This window comes from Sorangium sp. So ce406 (genome assembly GCF_051474675.1).
GTDB classification, from domain to species: domain Bacteria; phylum Myxococcota_A; class Polyangia; order Polyangiales; family Polyangiaceae; genus Sorangium; species Sorangium cellulosum_G.
On the sequence record NZ_CP150340.1, the window covers coordinates 10,204,256 to 10,226,146 of the forward strand.

The following is a 21,891-nucleotide window of genomic DNA, read 5'->3' on the forward strand; positions in this document are numbered from 1 at the left end:
GTCGCCCGACGCGGAGACACGACGAGCGGGACTCACCCCTGGCGAGCTCGCCCGCCGCCGCGGCGTCCGAGGCGATCACCGGACGCAGGTTGGACTCGTCCCACCACGCGGAGCGCGGAGGCGCTGCGCTCGTGAGCCGCGCTGCGCTCGTGACCAGCGCTCGTCACGACATCGAGGTGTGGCGAGAACGGTGCGGACGCGCCAACGCGTCAACGTGCGAGCGCGCGAGCGCCCGAAGCAGCGGTGGGCAGCGCGAGGGGCGCGCCGCCGAGATCATCGAGCTCCACTGGCCGCGCGCGCCCGCGAGGCGCAGCGCGGTTTTCTCCGAGAGGAGCGAGACCGGGGCTGCGGTGTCGCGCGGCCCCGCGTCGTGGTCTCGTGAGCGACCGCTTCTTCGCCTCGGTCGCAATCCGGCGCCGACTCCTCGTCGCGGCATCGCGCCCAGTCCGTCTGGAGCTTCTTGGCCATGAGAAAGGTCGCCCGCTGGAGAGCGACGCTGCCCATGCCGGCCGCCGGTGCCCCGCTTGTCCTCGCCGTAGCTGCGGTTCGGGTTCTCCCCGCTAGCCACTTTCAGCCCGCCGGGCGCCACGGTGACGAGCATCTGGCTGGGAACCGGCCGGACCTCCATCGTTACCTCGCACCCTCTAATCAGGTTGCCTGAACCCGAAAGGACTTGTATGGTCGTAACACCACCAGCGACTGCCCGTTCGATACCCGGGTCCTGTGGCCAGAAGGCATCGGCGAACTGAGCCTGCGGCGCACCGGCCCCGTATCTGGTTCCCGTTCGCTGCCGTTCGCTGCCGTCCAGGTGGGCCACCGCGCCTGGTGTCGGGTAGACCCCGAGGTGGGAGTGCGCGTCGAACAGCCGAGGAGTGACGAACTGTCCAGCAGCGTCCACCACCACCGCCCCGCTCGGGGGATCGATGTCGCCTCCGGCGGCCGCGGCGAGCTTCGCCCGTGGGTGCGAGCCGCGGACGAGCGTCACCCTCGTGCCCAGCAGGAGTGTCACCGCCCGAATCAGGATCGGCGGCTGAGCAGGAACGGCGGCCTCGCGACCTCCCGGCCTGCTTCCGGCCTGGCAGGGCGGCGGCCGGAGCTCGGGCGCGACGAAGGGTTTGGGAGACACCCCCGGAGGCTGGGCAGCTCCAGCACAGCCGCAAAAAGATGCAGCCAGGCCCAAGGCGATGTGGCCTGCGGGGTGCAATGTGTCTCGGCGTGGAAGGACTGCGCGCGGATGGACTGCGCGCGGACGCCTCGGTCCGTCGCGCCGATCAGCCAAGCGGATGTCCTGGCAGGTGGGTGCGGCAGCCCTCATGATCCGAACTGCGCCGGAGGGCGGAGCGGCGGCCGACACGTTGCGGTCGATCCCGGAGAGCACCTCGGCCAGGAGACGAAAGCTCGGGCATACGGATACACCGCCGGGGCATGGCGGAATGCAGAAGTGAAAGGTTCGCGCCGCCGGCCCAGCCCACGGGGGGTGGACCGGAACGACGACCTCGGCCATGACACCTTTCCTCATGGGGGCCGACTCGCCGGGGGAGCCAGGCTCCTCCACGCGCCCCCGGGTCAGGCGCGCGGCTCGGCCGGGGCGCGCTGCGGCGCTTGTGTCCGGAGCACAGGAAAGCAAATCTTCGTGGGAATGTCGCTGGCTTCCCTCGGTTACGGGGCTGGCCGCGGCGCGCGGCATCAAGGGGCCGCAGAGCCGCGCAGAGCGGAGCACGGCGCTGTCCATCGCACCCCTCCTGGGTTGGGCAGAGCCTGGCTTCGCGGCGCGAAGCTACCTGGCCTGACGGCGCCGAGCTTAACCACCGCGCCTGGCTGGGCCGGGTGTGGCCGCGGGCCTGGCTTCGCGGAGCGGAGCCACAGGCACGTGGTGGCTCGAGTCCGGCTCGACCGGTCGCCCCAGCAGACCATGACCCGACGGGAGCTCACGAGCGGGTTCCCGACGCATGGTGAGAGGACACCTCTCGAATTATTTTCAAGCAAGACGCTGATCAGCAGTTGACAACTCTAGCTATTCATGGGACGCGAGATCCAATGAGCAACGTCGAACAAGAAATCAAAAGCCACGTTGATGCATTTGTCTCCCAGCTGAGCGGACTTGTCCGCAAAGCGGCTCTCGAGGCTGTCGCCGACGCGCTGCGGGGGGAGGGCCAGCCGGCCGCCGCCGCTGCCGCGCCGCGCAAAGCAGGTCGGGCCAAGGCGGCTCCTCAGCAGCCTGTGGAGGTCAAGAAGGCCGCGGGTCGCCCTGCGCGCGCCGCGAAGCCGACCCGCAAGAAGGGCGAGAAGCGCTCGAAGGAAGAGCTCGCCGCCATGACGCAGAAGGTCCTGGAGCACATCCGGGCCAACAGCGGCCAGGGCGTGGAGCAGATCGCCAAGGATCTGGGCACCACCACCAAGGAGCTGACCCTCCCGATCCGGAAGCTGCTCGTCGAGAAGAAGATCACGTCGAAAGGAGAGAAGCGGGCTACCAAGTACTTTTCCCGCTAGAGCCGGCGCCGTCTCCCCCCCGGCGGGTGCGGCCGCGCCAACCGAGGTCGACGTCCAGCCCCTCCCGCCCAGCAGGGGAGAGCGAGGCGCGCCAGGCGCCTTCCAGGCAGGCGCGGATACGTCGCACATCGGAGCGGAGCAAGCTCCGCTGCCGTACACGCCTCAGGATACCCCTCAGGCAGACTTCTCCAGCAATGTCTCCTCCGCGTAACGCGGTGGAGACATCAGCTCGTGCGGCCCGTTGGCCTCTTCCCGTTCGCTGCTGAGCGACTCGATCCCGACGACAGGGCGCCGTCTGCTCCTGAGGGTCTCTGGGCATACAGGTCTGCTCCGGCGCCCAGGACGCTGCCTCACCTAGCCGCTCGCCCGTGCTCCTGTCGTCCTCGGATCGGCAGGACGAGCGGCGTCATGTACCCCATAGCCCCCAACATCTCGTGGGCTGACGTCCAGGAACCACCACATCTAGTCTCGTCGTGCCGTGGCGGGGGCGGGTACGCCAACTCGGCAGAGCACGTTCGACGCTGAGCGAGTGTGGCTGCCGTGAGCGCCTGGCTCGCGCCATGTCCACCCGGCGTATCCTCAGAGCGAGTGGGCGCTCGAGGCTGCGCGCTCAGTCCGGCCTGGCGTCCAACGCACCTCCGCGGACATCGCGCCAGGCCGCCCCAGGCGGATATTGCTGGTCTGAATGTCGGCGAGCCGGACATCTCCGAGGTGCCCCAGGGGAGTCTCCAACGAGATCCTCGAGGGCACTCAGCCTCTTCATGAAGTGGGGAGCGCAGACAGCCGGGTCCGTCGCCAGAGCCCCCGTGGGCCAAGCACGGTGCATGCCATCATCGATTCGCTCCGCCGATAGCGCGGCTTGTCGACGCATGAGGCCCCGCGAGACCGGACCGTTGCTGCGCTGGACAGGTTCTGACCATCCGTGCTGCTCGACCGACAGGGCAACACCCTCGGTAGAGCCCGCACGCTGGGTTTGCGGTCCGGACGACGGCCGCCGAGGGCTTCGCGCTGGAGGGTCCGATCTCGAGGAAGCGCGACTTGGGTTCAGGGCTGGGCGCGGGTCCCGACGATGAGGACATTCGAGAACGGCGTTTTCCCCCAGGCCGGCCTGGTTTCGCAGGAGAAGCCGAGCTGCTCGAGGAGCGCCACGATCTCCCGGGCAGGGCGGAAGCGCACGCGCTCGCCCCGGTTGAACCGGAGCGCGGTGAAGATGCGCTCCTCGAGGAGGGTGATCGAGCTCCTCAAGCCGCGCTCGGTGTCCGCCTCGCGGACGAGCAGGCGCCCTCCCGGGCGAACCGCGATCGCCGCCCGCCGCAGGATCGCGTCCTGCTCCTCCACGCGGAAGTAGTGGAGCAGGTCGATGAGCAGCACCGTGTCTGCCTCTCCCAGCTCCGCGTCGCGCGCGTCGGCACACCAGAACTCCGCGGGCAACGCGGGCGCTGCGTGGACAGCGCGCGCGTGGTCGGGCGAGCCGGATGACCGCGGCGGCGCTGCGCCGCTCGCGCGGACGGCGTCCTCTATCTTGGCTCGGTCCCAGTCGAACCCGCGCACGCGCGCGGCCCTGTCCAGCTCGAGCAGGAGAATCGGGAGCTGGCCAGCCCCGGTCCCGATGTCGAGGACCTCGCCCAGCGCGCGGGGGCGGTCGCCGGCGATGTCAGCAATCAGCCGCGCGACCGGATCGCCGAGGAGCTTGAAGCGAACATAGTGAAACCGGGTGCGCTGCGCCGGCGTGGCGGCGTCAGGCGGGCTGTACCTCGCGGCGACCCGCTCGACCGCGTGGACCCACGGCGGCGCGCTCTCGGGGAGCCGATAGGGCTCGATCTTGCTGCCCTGCAGCGAGGGGGCGCGGCGCCGCTTCAGCGCGACCACGGCGAAGATCAGGCCGCCGCCGAGCGCGGCGAGCGCGAGCCCGACCACGGGCGCGCCGAGGAACATGTACTCGGGGAAATCGGACAGTGCTTGCGCCCAGCTCATCTTCTCGTGGAGGCGCAGCCAGCTCCCCGTGCGGAGGTACGCACCGACCTGGACCTCGGCCGTGAGCAGCGCTGGCGCGAACAAGGGGTTGGAGATGTTCGCAGCGACCCAGGCAATCGCTGCATCCAGACGGAACCACAGGCAGAGGAGGAGCACGAGCGGCGTGTGGCAACCAAAGATCGGCTGCGAGCCGATGAACAGCCCGATCGCCACGGCCACGGCCGTCCGCCCGGCGGACAGCTCGCTGCCACGGAGCTCACGCCACGCGCGGCGCGCCTCCTCCCGGAGCGGAGAGTATTTCGCCAACGTTCAGGATCTGCCTTCCCGTGAAGCGTGCTCCGTATCATCGGCTGCGTCGGCTGTCGTCGTGGACAGCAGGTCGGTCACCTCCGTGGGCGTCGCCTCGTCGAGCGCTTGCCATGTCGCGCCCCTCTCCGTGGACGGCGGCGTCGACTCGCGCGGAGCGGCGTCCTTGGCGCGCGCGTTCCGCCGCGCCTCCACCATGCGAAGGTACATCTTCGCCGTCATGTTGTCGGGATCGATCGCGAGCGCCTCGCGCCACTCGGCGATCGCCTGATCGGACGCGCCGAGGGAGTGCAGCGCGACGCCGAGGAGCACGCGGGCAGGCGCGTACTTCGGGTTCGCGTCGCGCGCCGCCACGTAGTGCTCGCGGGCGAGCGCCAGATTGCCAGCGTCGCGGTACATCGTCCCGAGGCGCAGCTGGAGATCCGTGAACGTCGGGCACAGCGCCACGGCCCGCTTGAGCTCGGCGATCGCCTCCTGCACGCATCCCACGTCGGCATAGGCCTGGGCGAGGTCGGCGTGCATGTTGGCGATCTTGCCGCGCGCGAATGGATCGAGGACGCCGCCCTCCCCTTCCCCGCGGCGGATGCGGGAATAGACCTGTCGCGCGGCCTCGTATTTACCGAGGTCGTTGTAGGTGACGGCGAGGTTCAGCAGCGCTTCCGTGTAGTGCTCGTTCAACTGCACCGCGCGTTCGAAGTGGGCCTCGGCCGCGAGGAAGTCCCCTCGCTCGTGGAGGACGACACCGAGCATGTTAAAGACGTCGGCGAATCGGTCGGTCTTCTCGAGGATCTGCCGCAGAGCATGCTCGGCGAGATCGTACTCGCGCCGTTCGTAGTGCTCCCTGCCGAGAACCAGAAGCTGCTTCAGCCGGTCGTCCATGAGGACCGTCAGCTTACGCGACCGGCGTACGACGCGGTCCGTCTTCCGCGCAACTCTTGCGGGGTTCCGGGTTCGCGCGGTTGCAACCCCGACGATGCCTTGGTACGCACGTCGGCGTGCCGAGTGCAGTACCCCAGAACCCGCTCGAGGCATCCGGGGCACCGGACGCCGCGGAGCGCTCCGAGGAGCGTGACGGAGCCGACAGGAGCGCGGCCGAGCCCGGCGCCGCCGCCTCGCAGGACGCGCCGCGCGCGGACATCGAGCGCAGCAACGCCGTCGAGGACGTGACGGACGACGCGCCCGACGCGTCCAGCCGTCCCGCCACGCCGCCGCTCGCCGCGCCGGTGCCGAGCCCTCGCCGCGGCGAGAGGTCGCCGGCCGCCCCCTGGGCGCGGAGCGGCGATCCGCGCGGGCGCGCGGCGCTGACCCGGGCGCAGCTCCCTCCTCCTTCTTCTCACGGGCGCGCGTCGGCGCCCTGGCTGCGCGGCGGCGATCCGCGCGCGCAGCCCCCGCGGACGCCGTCGCTCGTCGATGGTTCCTACGCGGGCCCCGGCTCGGTCGACGGTCCGCGCCTGCCCCCTGGCCTCGGCCGGCCCCCGGCGGGGCCGCACCTCTCGCCGCGCATGACCGCGGTCTTCGGCGGCATCTTCGGCCTCGCGACGCTCACCTCGCTGATCGCCCTGCTGATCCAGGGCGTCCCGGTGCGCGACGAGCGCGCGCTGGTCGCGACCAGCCCGGCGAGCTCGGCCGCCGAGGAGGCCGAAAAGCTCCCCTCGTCGCCCGAGGTGAAGGCCAAGAAGCGCACCCCGGTGCCTGGACCTTGGCGCGTCTCCGAGCTCGCGAAGGATCCGTCCGTGATCATGGCGAGCGACGTGATGGACCGCCGCTCGTTCATCACGGCCCTCGCCGACAAGGGCGTCCCGAAGGCGCAGATCTACCGGATCATGAAGGCCTTTGACGGGCTGCGGAAGTTCGACAAGTGCGGCCGCAAGGACCGGTACACGGTGGCGATGGACCGCTCCACGCGCCGCGTACGCGCCTTCGAGTACGAGGTCTCGGCGAGCGAGATCTATCAGGCGAGGGAGGACGGGGCCGGGCTGCTCGCGGGCACCACGCTCGACATGAAGATCGCCGAGGAGGAGGTCGTCGCGGCCTTCTACGTCGGCAAGGACCTGACCAGCGCGTACCAGGCCGGCGGCCTGGAGCCCGGCGTGCTCGACGTGATTGACGAGGCGCTCAGCGGGCGCATGTCGACAGAGACGTTCGAGGAAGGGAGCACCGTCCGGCTGATCGCCGTGGAGGAGACGGCGCTCGGGATGTTCTCCCGGTACAAGAAGATCATCGCGCTCGAGTACCGGCCCGCGGATCCGGCCGAGAAGCCGGTGCGCATCTACGATTTCAAGGGGCAGGAGGCCCGCGGCTACTTCGATGAGCGCGGTCGGCAACCCTACGCGGGCGGCTGGCGCTCGCCGGTCCCGGGCGCGCCCGTGACGTCGAAGTTCAACCCGCAGCGGATGCACCCGGTGCTGAAGAAGAGGATGCCCCACAACGGGACGGACCTCGGCGCGCCGACCGGGACGCCGGTGTACGCGGCGTACCGCGGGGTGGTCGAGTGGGTCGGCCCTGCGGGTCCGAGCGGCAACCTCGTCACGGTCTTGCACCCGAACGGCATCAGCACCGGCTACGCCCACCTGTCGAGGTATGCCCCCGGCATCAAGGCCGGCATGAAGGTGGGCACCCACCAGCTCGTCGGCTACGTGGGATCGACAGGCCGCTCGACGGGCCCGCACCTTCACTTCAGCGCGAAGAAGGACGGCAAGTACTTCGACGCCGAGACGCTCCAGCTCGACGGAGAGCGCGTGATGCCCGGCGTCGATCGCGCGGCGTTCGCCGCGACCAAGGAGGCGCTCGACAAGCGGCTCGACGCGATCCCGCTGCCCGAGCCGCCGCCCGAGCCGGTGAAGCCCGAGGCCGCGGAGCCGAGCGCGCCGCCGCCCGCGGCCGCCGGCAGCGACGCCACGGTGTCTGCCGCGCCCTCGGTCGGCCCGAGCGGACCGACCGAGCCCGAAGCGCAGCCGCCCCAGGGCGCCGGGGACGATGAGGGCGAGCTCATCGAAGGCCCCGATCTCAAGAACCCACCGGAAACGATGTGACACCGAGCGGTCCGCGAGGTCCGCTCGAAGGAGTCGGGGGCGCGAGAACGCCGAGGCACCAGCCTTTGCGTCGCCGGCCTGCCTGCGGACGCCAGGCACGTCGAAGGCGTCGAGACATCAGCCTTCGCGCCTCCGGTCTGTGTGCAGACACCAGAGGAACAAAAACATCGAGGACGCCAGGGGATGACCCCTCGCGTCCTCGGTGTCCTTGCCATGGCGTCCGCCCCGGGGGGCAGCAGCCGCGACGGCTAGCGCTTCGAGTACTGGAAGCGCTTGCGGGCGCCGGGCTGGCCGTACTTCTTGCGCTCCTTCTTGCGCGCGTCGCGCGTGAGGAAGCCAGCGCGCTTGAGCGACGACCTGCGCTCCGGATCGAGCTCGCACAGGGCGCGCGCGATGCCGTGCCGCATCGCCTCGGCCTGCGCGCTGTGGCCGCCACCGACCACGGTCGCGTTGACGTCGAACTGCTCGAGCAGCTCGAGCAGCTCCAGCGACTGCCTCATCACCATCCGCGAGGTCTCGCGGACGAAGTACTCGTCAGCGGGCCTCTTGTTCACCTTGATGTTGCCGGTGCCCGGCGAGAGGAAGACGCGCGCGACCGCGGTCTTACGCTTCCCAGTGGCGTACGTTCTCGTTTCCGTCATGGCTTTGCTCAGCTGTAGCTAAGAGGCTGCGGCTTCTGCGCCGCGTGGGGGTGATCGGGACCGGCGTAGACCTTGAGCTTGGTGAGGAGCTCGCGCCCGAGCACGTTCTTCGGGAGCATGCCCTTCACGGCCTTCTGGATGGGGAGCTCCGGCTTGCGCTCAAGCAGGTGACCGTACGACTCGGAACGGAAGCCGCCCGGCTCACCGCTGTGCCGCACGTAGTTCTTCTGCTGGAGCTTGCGACCCGTCAGAAGGACCTTCTTGGCGTTCACGACGATCACGAAGTCGCCGGTGTCGACGTGCGGCGTGAACGTGGGCTTGGTCTTGCCGCGCAGCACCATGGCGATGCGGCTGGCAAGGCGGCCGAGGGGCTTGCCTTCCGCGTCGATCACCCACCACGTGCGCTCGTTGCGGGCCTCCGCAGGCTTGGCGGAAAAGGACTTGGGCTGAGGATTCATTGGGCGAAAAACTCCGGAAGGGCGCCTGCCAAAAAGGGGCGCCACTTCTACAAGGCGGCCCTCCGCCTGTCAAGCGTCTCTGGTTTCTGATGGACCATCGTCCCGTCGGGGAGGTTGGTCAAGCGCGCCGGTCCGCAACCTGGCGCCGGTCTCGTTCGCTTGGTTCGCGTCGTTTCGCAGCGCTGTGCCGCTCTGCTCGCCGCTCGGGGCATACCGCAGCCTCAGCCGCATCGCCGGCCGAGGAAGGGCGATTCGCGTGGACGTCGGGCCGAAGCGACGCTCCCAGAGGTCCGGCATCGATCCGGGCCACCTGCTGCAGGGCGCGAACGTCGCTGGCAGGCGGGCTCATCAAGCGAAGATGTCCTGCGGGCTCCCCTCGAGGAGCTCACGATCAGGAATCGACGGACTCTTCGGTCCAGCGGAGAGGGCGGGATTCGAACCCGCGGTACGTTGCCGTACACACGATTTCCAGTCGTGCACCTTCGACCACTCGGTCACCTCTCCCGATACTTCTTCGACGCGCGCCTCGCTTCTGCTGGACCCGAGCCGCTCACGTGGGAGCGGGCGGTCAGAGCCCATCGGGTTCACCTGGGGCAAGCAGCCAAGCGTAGCGGAGAGAGCGGGATTCGAACCCGCGGTACCCTTGCGGGTACACCTGATTTCGAATCAGGCACCTTCGGCCTCTCGGTCACCTCTCCGCGGGCGAACATGTCAAAGTGGGGGCGGTCGGTCAAGCATCTCCTGACCATCGACCGCTCCGGAGGTGCGCTTTCGCTGTCGGGGCCTCCCCCGCCCCCGCCTCGCGATCGGCGCGACCGGCGACGGAGAGGGGCTCGCGCCCGCGTGATGCCGGGCTTTCCGGCGCTCCCGCGGCGGGCGGGGGCTCGCGCGGTGCGCCCTCGCCCTCGGCCGTGAGCGCGGCGCGCGCCGCCGGCGTGCCCGCGCGCGGGAGCCGGATGACGAAGCGCGCGCCCCCGAGCGGCGACTCGAGCACGTCGATGGTGCCGCCGTGGTCGACGACGATCTTCTTCACGATGCTCAGACCGAGCCCGGTGCCGTCGTAGCGCGTCGTGACGTACGGATCGAACACCGAGTCGCGCACGGCGGGATCGATGCCGGGGCCGTCGTCGTCGACCGCGATGAGGTAGCTCTGCCCCTCGCTCCGCGCCGAGACGCGGACCCTGCCCCACAGGCCAGCGCCCGCGCGCTCCGCCGCTGCGCCGCCCGGCGCGGCCCGCTGCGCGTCGCGCAGCGCCTGCGCCGCGTTGCGCACGATGTTGCCGAGCGCGCGCCGGAGCATCTCCCGATCGAGCGCGGCCGGCATCGGGGCGTCCGGCACGTCGAACTCGAGATCGACACGGCCGAGCAGGGCCTCGTCCGACGCGTGCTCGCGCCCCGCCTCCTCGACCGCCGCGAAGCGCTCGCCCTGCTCGCGCAGGAACTCCGCGAGATCCGAGGGCTCGAGCTCTGCCTGCGGCAGCCGCGCGAAGCTCGAGAACTCGCCGACGAGGCGGCGCAGCGTGCCGACCTCCTCCTCGACGACCTCGAGCGTCGTCTGGAGCAGGCGCTGGTAGGCCGGGTCGCTGCCCGAGTACCGGCGGTGGCACTCCTCGACGGCGAGCTGGATGGGGGTCAGCGGGTTCTTGATCTCGTGCGCGAGGTGCCGCGCCATCTTCTGCCACTCGCCCATCCGCTTGAGGAACTCGATGCGCGCGCGGCTGCCCTCGAGCTCCTCGAGCATGCGATCGAAGGCGCGGCCGAGATCGGCTACCTCGTCGTTGCCCTGCAGCGCCACGCGCACCGAGAGATCGCCCTCCGCGACGGGCCGGGTCGCCGCGGCGAGGCGCGCGATGCGATCGACCACGGGGCGGGCCACGAGCACGCCGGCGAGGACGGCGAGGACGATCGTCGCGCCGAGCAGCGCGGCGAAGGCGTCGCCGTAGCTCTCGTCCAGGTACTCCTTCCGGTGCTCCCGCTCGATCGCGCGGTACGCCTGCGCGAACGCCTGCGCCTCCTGGAGCTCGTCGAAGCGGGCGCTCGGCGTGGCGAACGTCGCGACGAGGGTACGCGCGTCGACGTCGCCGTCGCACGCGCCGTCGTCGGGCGCGGGCTCGGCGGGCGCGACGGGGGCGCCGGGCGCGCGCTCGATCGGCTTGCGGACCGTGAGCGTCTTCTCGCGCGTCGGATCGACCGGACGGCCGCGCTCGCGCGCGCCGGCGACCTCTCCCCCGCAGCGCTCGACGCGCAGGGAGACCAGCGCGGGGTGGGCCGCGACGACGCGCGCGAGCTCGGCGTCGAGGCGCAGCGGGTCGCCGGCGAAGGCGCTCTGGCGCAGCGGGTCCGCCGCGGCGATCGCCTCGGCCTCGAAGCGCATGCCCTGCTTGATGGCGGCGGCGAGCTCCGCGTACACGCCGAGCGCCCGATCGAGGTGGACGCCGAACTCGGGCTGGAACGCGGTCGCCGACACCCGCGCGATCACCGTCCTGGCGACGACGATGCTCGCGACCAGCGGGATCAGCGCGGTCACGAGGATGGCCGCGACGACCCGCCGCTCTGTTCTGCCGGGGATGCGCATGCGCGCAGCATAGCCGCGGCCCGGATCGGGCGCGCGGCGCGGGCTCGCCCGCGGATCCGGGCGCGCCCGTGAAGGTCAGGAGGGCCGCTCTCCACGCCGGAGCAGCCCCCACGGGAGGCGCCGTTACTCGACCGTGACCGTCTTCGCGAGGTTGCGCGGCTGGTCGACGTCGTTGCCCTTCAGGTTCGCGACGTAATAGGCGATGAGCTGGAGCGGGAGCACCGTGAGGAGCGGCCCCACCTCGTCCGGCACCTTGGGGATCCAGACGTGGTGCTGCGCGATCTCCAGGATCGACTCGTCGCCCTTCGTGGCGATCGCGACGACCTGCCCCTCGCGCGCCCGGACCTCCTGCAGGTTGGAGAAGGTCTTGTCGTAGTGCGCGTCGCGCGGGCAGACGACGATCACGGGGAGGTTCTCGTCGATGAGGGCGATCGGCCCGTGCTTCATCTCGCCGGCCGCGTAGCCCTCGGCGTGGGCGTACGAGATCTCCTTGAGCTTGAGCGCGCCCTCGAGCGCGATGGGGAAGCCGAGGCCGCGCCCGAGGAAGAGGACGTCCTTCGCGTGCACGAGGCGCTTCGCGATCGCGTGCACGTAGTCGGCGTCGCCGAGCACCTCGCGCATGTGGCTCGGGATCTCCCAGAGGGCCTGGAGGATCTCGCGCCCGCGATCCGCCGAGAGCGCGTCGCGGCGGCGGCCGAGGTAGACCGCGAGCAGGAGCAGCGCGGCGAGCTGCGTGGTGAACGCCTTGGTCGAGGCGACGCCGATCTCGGGGCCCGCGTGCGTGTAGAGGGCGCCGTCGGAGAGGCGCGGGATCGCGCTGTCGAGCACGTTGCAGAGCGCCAGCACCTTGGCGCCCTGCGCCTTCGCCGCCTTGAGGGCCGCGATCGTGTCGGCGGTCTCGCCCGACTGGCTGATGGCGATCACGAGGTCGTCGGGGAAGAAGATCGGCTCGCGGTAGCGCACCTCGCTCGCGAGCTCGACCACCGTGGGGACGCGGGAGAGCTGCTCGATCCAGTAGCGCCCGGCGATCCCGGCGTGGTGGCTCGTGCCGCAGGCGACGATGTAGACGCGGCGCAGCTCCTTCGCGAACTCGGGCGTGACCCCGATCTCGGTCGCGTGCACGTCGCCGGCGGCGAGATCGATCCTGCCGCGCAGCGTCGCCTCGACGACGTCAGGCTGCTCGTGGATCTCCTTCAGCATGAAGTGCTTGTAACCGCCGCGCTCCGCCTGGACGGGGCTCCAGTCGATGCGCTTCACGCGCCGCTCGACCTTGTCGCTGCTGGCCACGGTCTCGATGCGGACGCCGCTCGCGCGCAGCTCGGCGATGTCGCCGTCCTCGAGGAAGATCATGTCGCGGGTGTGCGAGAGGAGCGCCGGGATGTCGCTGCCGCACAGCATCTCGTCCTCGCCGGTACCGACGACGAGCGGCGAGCCGTAGCGGGCGACGACGATGACGCCGGGCTCGTCGCGCGAGACGACCGCGATCGCGTAGGCGCCGTGGACCTGCCGGAGCGACCCGCGCACCGCCTCGAAGAGCGACTTCGCGCCCTTCTGGAGCTCGCGGTGGACGAGGTGAGCGACGATCTCGGTGTCCGTGTCGGAGAGGAACTTGACCCCTTGGCCCTCGAGCTGCTGCCGGATGGCGACGTGGTTCTCGATGATGCCGTTGTGAACGACGGCCACCGGGCCCGCGGAGTGCGGGTGTGCGTTCACCTCGCTGGGGCGGCCGTGCGTCGCCCATCGCGTGTGGCCGATGCCGGTGGTGCCGTCGAGCGTCCGCTTCTCGAGCGCCTCGCTGAGCTTGACCAGCTTGCCGAGCGTCCGGACGATCTCGATGCCCTTGCCGTCATGAATGGCGATGCCGGCCGAGTCGTAGCCCCGGTACTCCAGCTTGCGCAGCCCTTCGACGATGATCGGCGCCGCCTTTTTTGACCCAACGTATCCGACGATCCCGCACATGCTCGCCTCGTTCAGGTAATGCCCGCGCGCGCCACCGCGTGCTGCGGAACAGCTAACGTTACTCCTGGTACCGAGAGCTGACAGAAAAAACTGAGCTCCCTGACAAGGAACGTCGCGTCGACCGCGCGAAGGTCACAGCGAGGACGAATGCGCTCGATGCCGTGATCGAGGCGACGCCGAACGTCAGGGAGCCGCCCCCGCGCTTGTAGAGCTCGCCCCATACGAGCATCCCGATGACGGATCCCGCCCCGGCGCTCGCGGAGAAGAGCCCCTGCGCCGTGGCGAGGATCTGCGGGTGGGCGCGATCTCTCGTGTACGCGAGCGAGGCGACCCACATCATCGCGAACGAGATGGCGTGGAGCGGCTGGATGGCGAGCAGAGCGGGCCACCACTGCACACTCGAGAGCAGCGCCCACCGGAGCGCGGCGCCGGCGAAGGCGACCGCGAGCAGCGTCGGCGGCGCGAAGCGCCGGAGCAGGGGGCCGGAGAACGCCATCAGCGCGATCTCGCCGGAGACACCCACGGCCCACGCGACCCCCACCAGGGACTCGGGGAAGCCGACGTCGCGCAGGTGCAGCGTGTAGCAGAGGTCATAGGAAGAGTTCGCGCTCTGGGCCAGGAACGATGCCGCGAGGAAGAGGCGGAAGTCGCGGCTCCGGAGGAGGGCGCGGGCGCGCTGCTGCACGGAATCCTCAGCGGCCGGCGCGCTCGCCGCGTCCGCGGCGTCGCGCGCGCCGCGCTGCTGGCGGGGCCGCTGGAAGGGGGCCTCGTCGCCCGCCGGCAGCGTCCATGAGACGGCGAACGCGGCGAGCAGCGCGGCGGTCATCGTGGCGGGGAACGCCGCCGGCCGCGCCGTGTCGATGAGCGCCCCGCCGACGATCGCCATCAGCGCGAAGCTGATCGACCCCCAGAGCCTGAGCCTGCCGTAGGCGATCCCGGAGCTCAGCGACGTCTCGATGGCGACCACGTCGGCCATCGTGAACATCGGCGCTCGGAAGAACGCGAACGCGAGCGCCGCGACGAAGAGGCCGCCAAAGCCGAGCGCGACGCCCAGCGCCGACGAGAGGGCGAGCAGCGCGAACGCGACGAGAGCGCCGGCGCAGGCCGCGCGGATCAGCCATACCCGCACGCCGAGCGAGTCGGCGATGAAGCCGAACACCGGCGGGGCGATGAGGCCCATCGCGGGGAGCGTCGCCGCGATCGCCCCCATGGCGAGGCCCCGGACCTCCTGCGCCTGTAGCCAGCTCGGGAAGAGCGGCAGGTACACGCCGAGGACGGCAAAGATGCCGAAGTAGTAGAGCGAGATCGCCCGCGGAGATGGTTTGAGCTGCAAAGGAAGAGACGATGGCATCGGCGGTGGGCTGACGCGGCCCGAGCGCGAGGTCCGGCCAGCGTGACGGTCTCTGACCCTCGCGCGACGCACAGGCAAGCTCCCCCGCTCACGGAGCCGGGCCGCCCGCGCTGCTCGGGCAGGCGCGGCGCGGCCCGATGATCGGCAAGCCGCTCGGGATCATCGTCGCATCAAGGCGACGGCCGACAGGGCGGAGGGGTCAACCGGTACGGAGGACCACGAGACGCGCGGCGAAGCGCGCCGCGGAGCGGCGGCGCACCAATGAAAACGGCGGCGCCTCTGGGGAGAGGCGCCGCCGCATCAACATCGACCTACCTGGCTGAGCTCAGTACCGATCGCCGCCGCGACCGCCACGGCCGCCGCCGCGACCACCGCCGCCGCCGCCGCCGTAACCGCCGCCGCCACCGCCGCGGCCGCCGCGACCACCGCCGCCGCCGCCGCCGCCGTAACCGCCGCCGCCGCCGCCGCCGTAACCGCCGCCGCCACCACCGCCGCCGCGCTGGACCCGCTCCTCCGCCTCGTTCACGCGAAGCGGACGGCCGTCCATCATGGCGCCGTTCATCTGCTCGATCGCCTGCTGGGCCTGCTCAGGCGTGCCCATCGTGACGAACCCGAAACCCCGCGACTGCCCGCTCTCGCGGTCGGTCACGATGTGCACGTCCGTCACCTCGCCGCTCTGGGCGAACGCAGCCTGCACGGAGGCCTTGGTGGCGGAGAAGGGGAGATTACCAACGTAGAGGCGAGTACCCATGACACTGATTCACTTCACGGCTCTGCGAGATGTCAGCTTCGGTGCCGAACAATTGCCCTGCCGCCCCGATGGAGCCGTGGGGGATCGAGGGAGGGCGGCGCTGGGGAGGAGCCCCCGATGCGCCACACGTTGCGTCGTCCAGTCCGCGATCAATCCGCGATCCCCGAGAAGAGAAGCGTCGTGTCGAGTGCCAGTGACGTTCGTGACCAGCCGATAGTAACCAAATGTCCCCTCGGCGCAAGCGCTCGAAGCAGGCCCCATCGTCGCGCCGCCCGCCCGGACGTCCGGAACAGCGCGATGCGGTCGCGTCCGTCATGGCCGCCGCGTCCGCCCTGTCCGTCGCCCCGGGTTCCACGTAGGCTCGCGTCAGCGCCTGGGAGAGCGGCGGAACGTGGCGCCGAGATCCCAGCCCTCGCCGCTCACGCCGCGCGCGAGCGCGATTTCCGGCATCACGCCGCCCGCGATCCGGACCTCGGCGACCACGCCGAGGCGAAGCGTCGCGGTGAGCGAGCGCGGCGCGGCGCTGGGCGCGAGCCGGGGCGGGTGGCGGGCGAGGTCGAGGGCGCGGCCACGGTTGTCGGCGGTCGCGAGCGCGAGCAGCGCGTTGAGGGGACCCGGGCCGAGCGGGCGCACCAGCTCGATCGCGAGCGTCGCCTTGCCCCGGGCGCGGCGGCGCCCGAGCTCCGTCCGCGAGACGGGCTCGGCCGTGACCTCATGCCCGGGCCGGGAGAGGATCGGCGCGACCGCCTCGGCGACCTCGACGAGGTGCGCGGCAGACTCATCCACGAGGAGCTCCGCCGGAGGACCGCCCCACGCGGGATCGCCGTGCGCCTTCGGGAGGCCGACCAGGCCGAGGTGCGCGAGGCGCTCGGGCGGCAGCGCGTCGACGAGCCGCTGCGCGACGCCGGGCTGGCCGAAGAGCCCGGCGTCGGGGCCCGTGGTGAGCACGATCCACCCGGCGACGCCCAGATCGAAGCGGACGGCGCCGCGGCGGTTCGTGTGAAGCCCGGCGCCGAGCCAGCCGAGGTCGTCGCGCTCGGCCTCGAACGCGCGCAGCGAGGTCGTGAGATCCTCGGAGCGGATCACCTCGATGGCGTCGAGGAAGGCGGCGCCGCGCGCGGCGACGTCGTTGCGCGTGAGCGTGATCTGCCGCGGGCCGAGGTCGGCGCGGAACGCGCCGGTGCCGTCCGGGGCCGCGGGGTCGAAGCTGCGCGGCAGGAGCGCGACCATCGGCGACGCGAGCGCGCGGGCGACGCGGCCGGGGTCGGCGCGCGGGAACACGGCGGCGAGCGGGTCTTTCGGGTGGCGCTCGGGCCTCGGGACGTCGGCGAGCGCCGCGGCCGCGCCGCGAGCGCGGGCGCGCTCGACGGAGCTCACGATGTCGCGGCCGTCGAGCTTGAGCAGCCGCGCGGTGCGCAGGCCCTCGCGCAGGCGCACGATCGCGGCGTCCCCCTCGCGGGACGGCAGCGCGGACGCGAGCGTCGGGTACGGGTTCCAGGACGCGTCGGCCCCGTAGAGGCTGTCGGCGATCGCCGACGCGAACAGCGCAGCGGCCGGGTCGCTCAGGTCGTGCGGGTCGAGCGAGCTCGTCGGCCACGGCAGGTGCATCGAGATGCGGCCGCCGAGCGGCGTGCGCCCCATGGCGAGGGCGCGGTCCGGGAGGGCCGCCGCGCCCAGCAGCGCGCCGGCGCCGCCGAGGAAGGCGCGGCGCGGGAGCGACCGGCTCACCGCACCACCCAGATCTCGTCGGCCGTCGCGACGGCGAACGCGGCGCGCCCGGGGCCGTCGGGCGGGCACACCGCGAGCGCGCGCACCCCCGCCGGCGCCGGCAGGCGCAGGATCTCCTGGAGCGCCGCGCGATCCGGACCGCCCTCGCGGCGCCGCCACGACCAGACCACGACAGCGTCCTCGAGCGGATCGAGCACATCGAGGGCGGCGAGCAGCTCGGGCTCGCCGTCCTGATCGAGATCGCCGAGCGCGAGCTGCGCCCCGGCGCTGCCCACGACCTTGCGGCGGCCCGCGCTGTCCCGGAGCTCGACCGCGCCGCGCTCGCGCGTCGCCCAGACCGTGAAGGGCTCGCCCCGCGCGGACAGCAGCCGCGCCGACGCGAGCGCGTCGTACCGGCCTTCGAGCGCCGAGGTCGCCGGCGGCGGATCCGCCGGGGCGCACGGCCCGAGCGGGCCGGTGAGGAGCGGGCCCCACGTGGTCGTGCAGGCCGAGCCGCCCGCGTCCGGGACCGCGAGCCCGGGGAGCTCGGCGACCGCCTGGAGCTTGCCGTCGAAGCGGACGCTGCGCGCGCGATCGGTGAGCCCGACGTCGGCGAACGGCGGCAGGAGCTCGCCGTCGCGCTCGCGCTCGACGAGCGTGGCGAACGCGAGCGGCTCGCGCAGCGGCGACGGGTGCACGGCGACGACGTCCGGCCACGAGCGCGACGAGAGCGGCACGACGCGGCCGCCGCGCAGGCGGAGCGTCGTCACGCGCCGGCGGCTCACGCTCACGATCTCGAGCGAGCCGTCGGCGTCGAGATCGCCGCACGCGAGCGCGACCACGTCGCCCTCGAAGTTCTTCGCGCGGTCGACCCTGGCGGCGACGAGCGGGACCGGCGCGAGGAAGCTGCGGATCTCCGCGTCGAGGGGCGCCTCGGCGTAGGCGTGGGCGATGGGCCCCGGCTCCGGATCGCGGATGCGCGCCCAGACGGTGCGCGGCACCGGGTACACGTCGGCGGTGACGCGCAGCCGCCCCGCCCCGATCTCGACGGCGAGGTGGACGAGCGCCGCGCCGTCGCGCGCGGCCTCGCGCGCGAGCGGCAGCGGGATCGGGTCCTTCTGCGCCCGCGCGCCCTCGCCGAGCTTGCCCGCGAGCTGCGCGGCGAGCGACGCCGCGAGCTGGGCGCCGCGCGGCGCCGGCGCGTCGGAGACGAGCGGCGCGGCGGCGACGAGCGCGCGGCCGGACACGGGGCCGAGCGAGCGCGCGAGCGCGTCCACGACGCGGGCGACGGCCGGGCGCGGCGGCGCGGCAGGGCGCGCCTGCGCAGCCGCGGGGCGCTGCGGCGCGGCGGGCGACGGCTGCGCCGCGGCCGGGCGCGCGAGCGCGAGGAGAGCGAGGAGGAGGATGCGCCGGGGCGACAACGCCGTGATGTTACGCGCGTCGGTGGCCCCGAGGCCAGAGCCGCAGCCCCGCCGGCACCACGAGGAGCGCGACCACGAGGCCGACCGCGCTGCCGAGCGCGCCGACGCGGCCGAGATCGCGGAGGCCGTCGAACCTGCAGAACGCGAGCGCGGAGAAGCCCGCGGCCGTGGTCAGGGCGGTGGCGGCGATGGCCGGCCCCTCGTGGCGCAGCGTCTCGCGGATCACCGCGTCGCCGCCGCCCGCCGCCTCGATGTCGCGGGCGCGGTGGAGCAGGAACATGCCCTCGTCCACGGTGATCCCGAGCAGCACCGGGATGACGAGCGCGTCGTACGCGTGCAGGGGGATGCCGAGCGCCCGGATCAGCAGGAGGACGAGGGAGATCTCGGACGCGACGACGAGCGCGGCCAGCGCGATGTCGCGCGCGCTCCGGAGCGAGGCCGAGAGCGCCAGCAGCACGAGCCCACCGGCGACGATCGCGATCCGCGGCAGGTCGTGCGCGAGCGTCTCGCGGAGCGACGCCTCGAGCCGGGTGTAGCCGGTGAGCATGGCCCTCGGATCCTCCTCGCGGATGGCGCGCTCGATCCGCTCGACCGACCCGGTGTCGCGCGGCCGAACGTACAGCGCGACGAGCGCCTCGCCCGCGTCCTGCCCGAGGTAGCGCGAGAGCAGGATGGACGCGGGGCCGCGCTCGAGATCGGCGAGCGTCACCTCCTGCCGCGGCGGCGCGCGCATCCCGTCGAGCACCGCCGAGAAGCGCTCGGGGGCGAAGCCCGTGTCGCGGAGCGCCCGCGCGAGCTCGTCGGCCTTCCCGGGCAGGTCGAGCGCGTCGCGCGCGGCGAACCTCGCGGCCTGGGTCGCGGCGGCGGGCGCGAGCGCGGTGAGCGCGTCGACGGCCTCCACGTCGGCCTTCATCGACGCGAGGCGCTCCGCGATCCGGTCGGCCCTCGCGCGGGCGCGCTCCTGCTCGCCGTCCGCGAGGAGCACCACCCATTGCCCGCGCCGCCCGCCGAAGGCGTCGAAGATCGCCTGCTGGACCTTGAGCGGCTCGAGCTCGGCGGGCCGGATCGCGACGATCGCCTCGGCGAGCGGCGGCGCCGCGCCGAGCGCCACGGCCGCGACGGGGAGCGCCGCGACCGCCGCGGCCGCGAGCGCGCGGCCCCGCGTCCGGGTGAGCCGGTAGAGGCCGTCGGGCCAGCGCGCCGGCGCCTCGGGCGGCGGCGCGCCCCGCTCGAGCCAGGCGCCGACGGCGGGCGTCACGAGGACGATCGCGATCGCCGTGAGCACCTCGCCCGCGGCGCACAGGAGCCCGAGCTGCCGGAGCGCGTTGATGTCCGACAGCGCGAGGGCGCCGAACGCCGCGGCCGCGGTGACCGCGGCGACGAGCACCGCGCGCGAGGTCCGCGCCCGCGCGGCGCGCGCGGCCGCCTCGGGATCGAGGCCCTCGCGCCGCGCCTCCAGCAGCGCGGCGTAGACATGGACGCCGGTGTCGACGCCGACGCCGACGACCACCGACATGAAGGCGACCGCGATCGCGCTGAGCCCGCCCGGGAGCGCCGTCGCGAGCCCGGCGGTCCAGACGGTGCCGAGCACCAGCGGCGGCATCACCGCGGCGAGCGCGCGCAGGCGGCGGAAGAGCAGCGCGAACACGACGGAGGCGAGCAGCATCGAGAGCGAGCCCGAGACGGCGAGGTCGCGCGTGAGCATCTCCTCGGTGGCCGCGGCGATGGCGTGCCCGCCGGTGAGCCCGAGCGTGATGCCCGGGTGCGCCGCGCGGATGGGGGCGAGCGCGGCGTTCGCGTCGGCGACGAACGCGCGCGCGTCGGCGCCGCGGAGCGCCTGCCCGGCCGGCTGCACGAGGACGAGGTGCACCTTGCCGTCGTCCGTCGCGAAGGCGCCGTCCGCCTGCGTGCGCACCCCGGAGCCGATGTCCGCGGACGCGAAGACGAGCTGTGAGAGCCGCAGCGGATCGGCCGCGATCGTCTCGGCGGCGGCGCCGCCGCCCGGCGCGAGCAACATCGCGCGCGTCTCGGCGAGGCGCTCCCGCATGCCTTCGGGCGAGAGCGCCGCGGCGAGCCGCTCTCGCACGCGCGCGTCCGCGTGCCGGAAGGCGAGCCACGGATCGAGCGCGCGCGAGACGTCGATCCGGTCAGCGGCGCGCTGCACGGTCGGGCGCGCCGCGAGGGCCCGCGCGATCTCCGCGGCCACGGCGGCGTTCTCGTCGGGGTCGTCGCCCTTGACCATCACGACGCCGAGGTCGCCGCCCCCGAACCCGCGCACGTACCGGCGCAGCGCCGCGGCGTCCCCGCGCTCGGGCAGCAGCGAGGCGACGTTCGGCTCGAGCTTCAGCCGCAGCGTCACGGCGGCGAAGGCGGCGATCGTCAGCGCCGCGAGGGCGAGCGCGACGACGAGACGGAGCGGCCGGCGCGGAGCGTCTGCGCGGGCCGGCGGAGGCGGAGGGGGCGCTGCCATGGCGAGGCCGGGCGGGACCGGCGCCGCACCTCTACCCTCACCCCCGCCTCGCCGCGAGGGCCTCCACGCGGGCCGCGGTCCCGGGCCGGCCGCCCTTGCGCCCGCGGGGGCGCTGGTTCATCCCCGGCGGCATGGAGCTCCCCCCGATCGTCCTCGCAGGCAGAGCCGTCCTGCGGAAGCCCGCCGCGCCCGTCCCGCCCGAGGAGATCGGGACGAGGCAGCTCAAGCACCTCATCTCGACGATGGTCTCCGTCATGCGCAAGGCGCCCGGCGTGGGGCTCGCGGCGCCGCAGATCGGCGTCGGCCAGCAGATCATCGTGCTCGAGGACAGCGAGGAGCTGATGTCGCGCCTCACGCCGGGCCAGCGCGCCGAGCGCGGCCGCGTGCCCTTCCCGCTCAAGGTGATCATCAACCCGACGCTGAAGGTCCTCGCGCCGCCGCCCCCGGGCGCGGCCGGCGCGGGGTGGGCGACGTTCTTCGAGGGCTGCCTCAGCGTCCCCGGCTACATGGCGCTGGTCGAGCGCGATCTCTCGGTCGAGGTGAGCGGCGTGGACGAGGAGGGCAAGGAGGTTCGCTGGGAGGCGACCGGCTGGCCCGCCCGGATCCTCCAGCATGAGGTGGATCACCTCCGCGGCACGCTGTACGTCGATCGCATGATCGCGCGCTCCTTCTGCAGCAACGAGGAGGCGCCGGCGCTGCTCAGCCAGTCCGTCGCCGCGGTGCGGGCCGCGCTCGGCGCGTGACGGAGGCGCGGCG

The 21,891-nt window shown here is 72.8% G+C and carries 14 protein-coding genes and 2 tRNA genes; 3 read left to right on the forward strand and 13 right to left on the reverse strand.

Annotated elements, in window-relative coordinates; genetic code table 11:
• Positions 1–2,037 precede the first annotated feature (2,037 nt).
• A complete protein-coding gene (locus WME96_RS38290) occupies positions 2,038–2,490 on the forward strand; it encodes a hypothetical protein (RefSeq protein ID WP_061610070.1) in 453 nt (150 codons plus the stop codon).
• 1,044 nt (positions 2,491–3,534) lie between these two features.
• On the opposite strand, the gene WME96_RS38295 is transcribed toward WME96_RS38290, so the two are convergent.
• A complete protein-coding gene (locus tag WME96_RS38295; RefSeq protein WP_437286508.1) occupies positions 3,535–4,770 on the reverse strand; it encodes a DUF2062 domain-containing protein in 1,236 nt (411 codons plus the stop codon).
• 3 nt (positions 4,771–4,773) lie between these two features.
• Positions 4,774–5,649 carry a tetratricopeptide repeat protein gene (locus WME96_RS38300; protein ID WP_437286509.1) on the reverse strand — a complete coding sequence of 292 codons (876 nt, stop codon included), beginning with the start codon at positions 5,647–5,649 and terminating at the stop codon, positions 4,774–4,776.
• A 116-nt stretch (positions 5,650–5,765) separates the two neighbouring features.
• Between WME96_RS38300 and WME96_RS38305 the strand changes: the two genes are divergently transcribed.
• A complete protein-coding gene (locus WME96_RS38305; RefSeq protein ID WP_437286510.1) occupies positions 5,766–7,802 on the forward strand; it encodes a peptidoglycan DD-metalloendopeptidase family protein in 2,037 nt (678 codons plus the stop codon).
• A gap of 248 nt (positions 7,803–8,050) precedes the next feature.
• Here WME96_RS38305 and rpsI read toward each other — a convergent pair whose 3' ends face one another.
• The 11 genes from rpsI to WME96_RS38360 form a co-directional block, all read right to left on the reverse strand.
• Positions 8,051–8,443 carry a 30S ribosomal protein S9 gene (rpsI, locus tag WME96_RS38310; RefSeq protein WP_020740460.1) on the reverse strand — a complete coding sequence of 131 codons (393 nt, stop codon included), beginning with the start codon at positions 8,441–8,443 and terminating at the stop codon, positions 8,051–8,053.
• Between the two features lie 8 nt (positions 8,444–8,451).
• Positions 8,452–8,901 carry a 50S ribosomal protein L13 gene (gene rplM, locus WME96_RS38315; protein WP_061610066.1) on the reverse strand — a complete coding sequence of 150 codons (450 nt, stop codon included), beginning with the start codon at positions 8,899–8,901 and terminating at the stop codon, positions 8,452–8,454.
• A gap of 419 nt (positions 8,902–9,320) precedes the next feature.
• Positions 9,321–9,405 (reverse strand) — tRNA-Ser (locus WME96_RS38320).
• A 107-nt stretch (positions 9,406–9,512) separates the two neighbouring features.
• Positions 9,513–9,599 (reverse strand) — tRNA-Ser (locus WME96_RS38325).
• A 32-nt stretch (positions 9,600–9,631) separates the two neighbouring features.
• The gene (locus tag WME96_RS38330) at positions 9,632–11,476 is read right to left on the reverse strand and encodes a sensor histidine kinase (protein ID WP_437286511.1); all 1,845 of its coding nucleotides are present in this window, start codon (positions 11,474–11,476) and stop codon (positions 9,632–9,634) included.
• A 123-nt stretch (positions 11,477–11,599) separates the two neighbouring features.
• Entirely contained in the window at positions 11,600–13,435 is a 1,836-nt protein-coding gene (gene glmS, locus WME96_RS38335; RefSeq protein ID WP_437286512.1) for a glutamine--fructose-6-phosphate transaminase (isomerizing), read from the reverse strand.
• A 58-nt stretch (positions 13,436–13,493) separates the two neighbouring features.
• Positions 13,494–14,768, reverse strand: a complete 1,275-nt coding sequence (locus WME96_RS38340) for an MFS transporter (protein ID WP_437286513.1) — start codon at positions 14,766–14,768, stop codon at positions 13,494–13,496.
• 343 nt (positions 14,769–15,111) lie between these two features.
• Positions 15,112–15,537 (reverse strand): RNA recognition motif domain-containing protein, encoded by a 426-nt coding sequence (locus tag WME96_RS38345; RefSeq protein WP_437286514.1) that lies wholly within the window; start codon positions 15,535–15,537, stop codon positions 15,112–15,114.
• Positions 15,538–15,903: 366 nt separating this feature from the next.
• Positions 15,904–17,265, reverse strand: coding sequence for a hypothetical protein (locus tag WME96_RS38350; protein ID WP_437286515.1), 1,362 nt, complete (start codon positions 17,263–17,265; stop codon positions 15,904–15,906).
• Positions 17,262–18,665: a hypothetical protein gene (locus WME96_RS38355; protein ID WP_437286516.1), complete on the reverse strand. Its 1,404-nt coding sequence runs from the start codon at positions 18,663–18,665 to the stop codon at positions 17,262–17,264. Before WME96_RS38355 ends, WME96_RS38350 begins: the two co-directional genes overlap by 4 nt.
• 10 nt (positions 18,666–18,675) lie before the next feature.
• Complete coding sequence (locus tag WME96_RS38360) at positions 18,676–21,135, reverse strand: MMPL family transporter (RefSeq protein ID WP_437286517.1); 2,460 nt, start codon at positions 21,133–21,135, stop codon at positions 18,676–18,678.
• A 131-nt stretch (positions 21,136–21,266) separates the two neighbouring features.
• Here WME96_RS38360 and WME96_RS38365 point away from each other — a divergent pair, with 131 nt between their 5' ends.
• Positions 21,267–21,878 (forward strand): peptide deformylase, encoded by a 612-nt coding sequence (locus WME96_RS38365; RefSeq protein ID WP_437286518.1) that lies wholly within the window; start codon positions 21,267–21,269, stop codon positions 21,876–21,878.
• Positions 21,879–21,891: the final 13 nt, after the last annotated feature.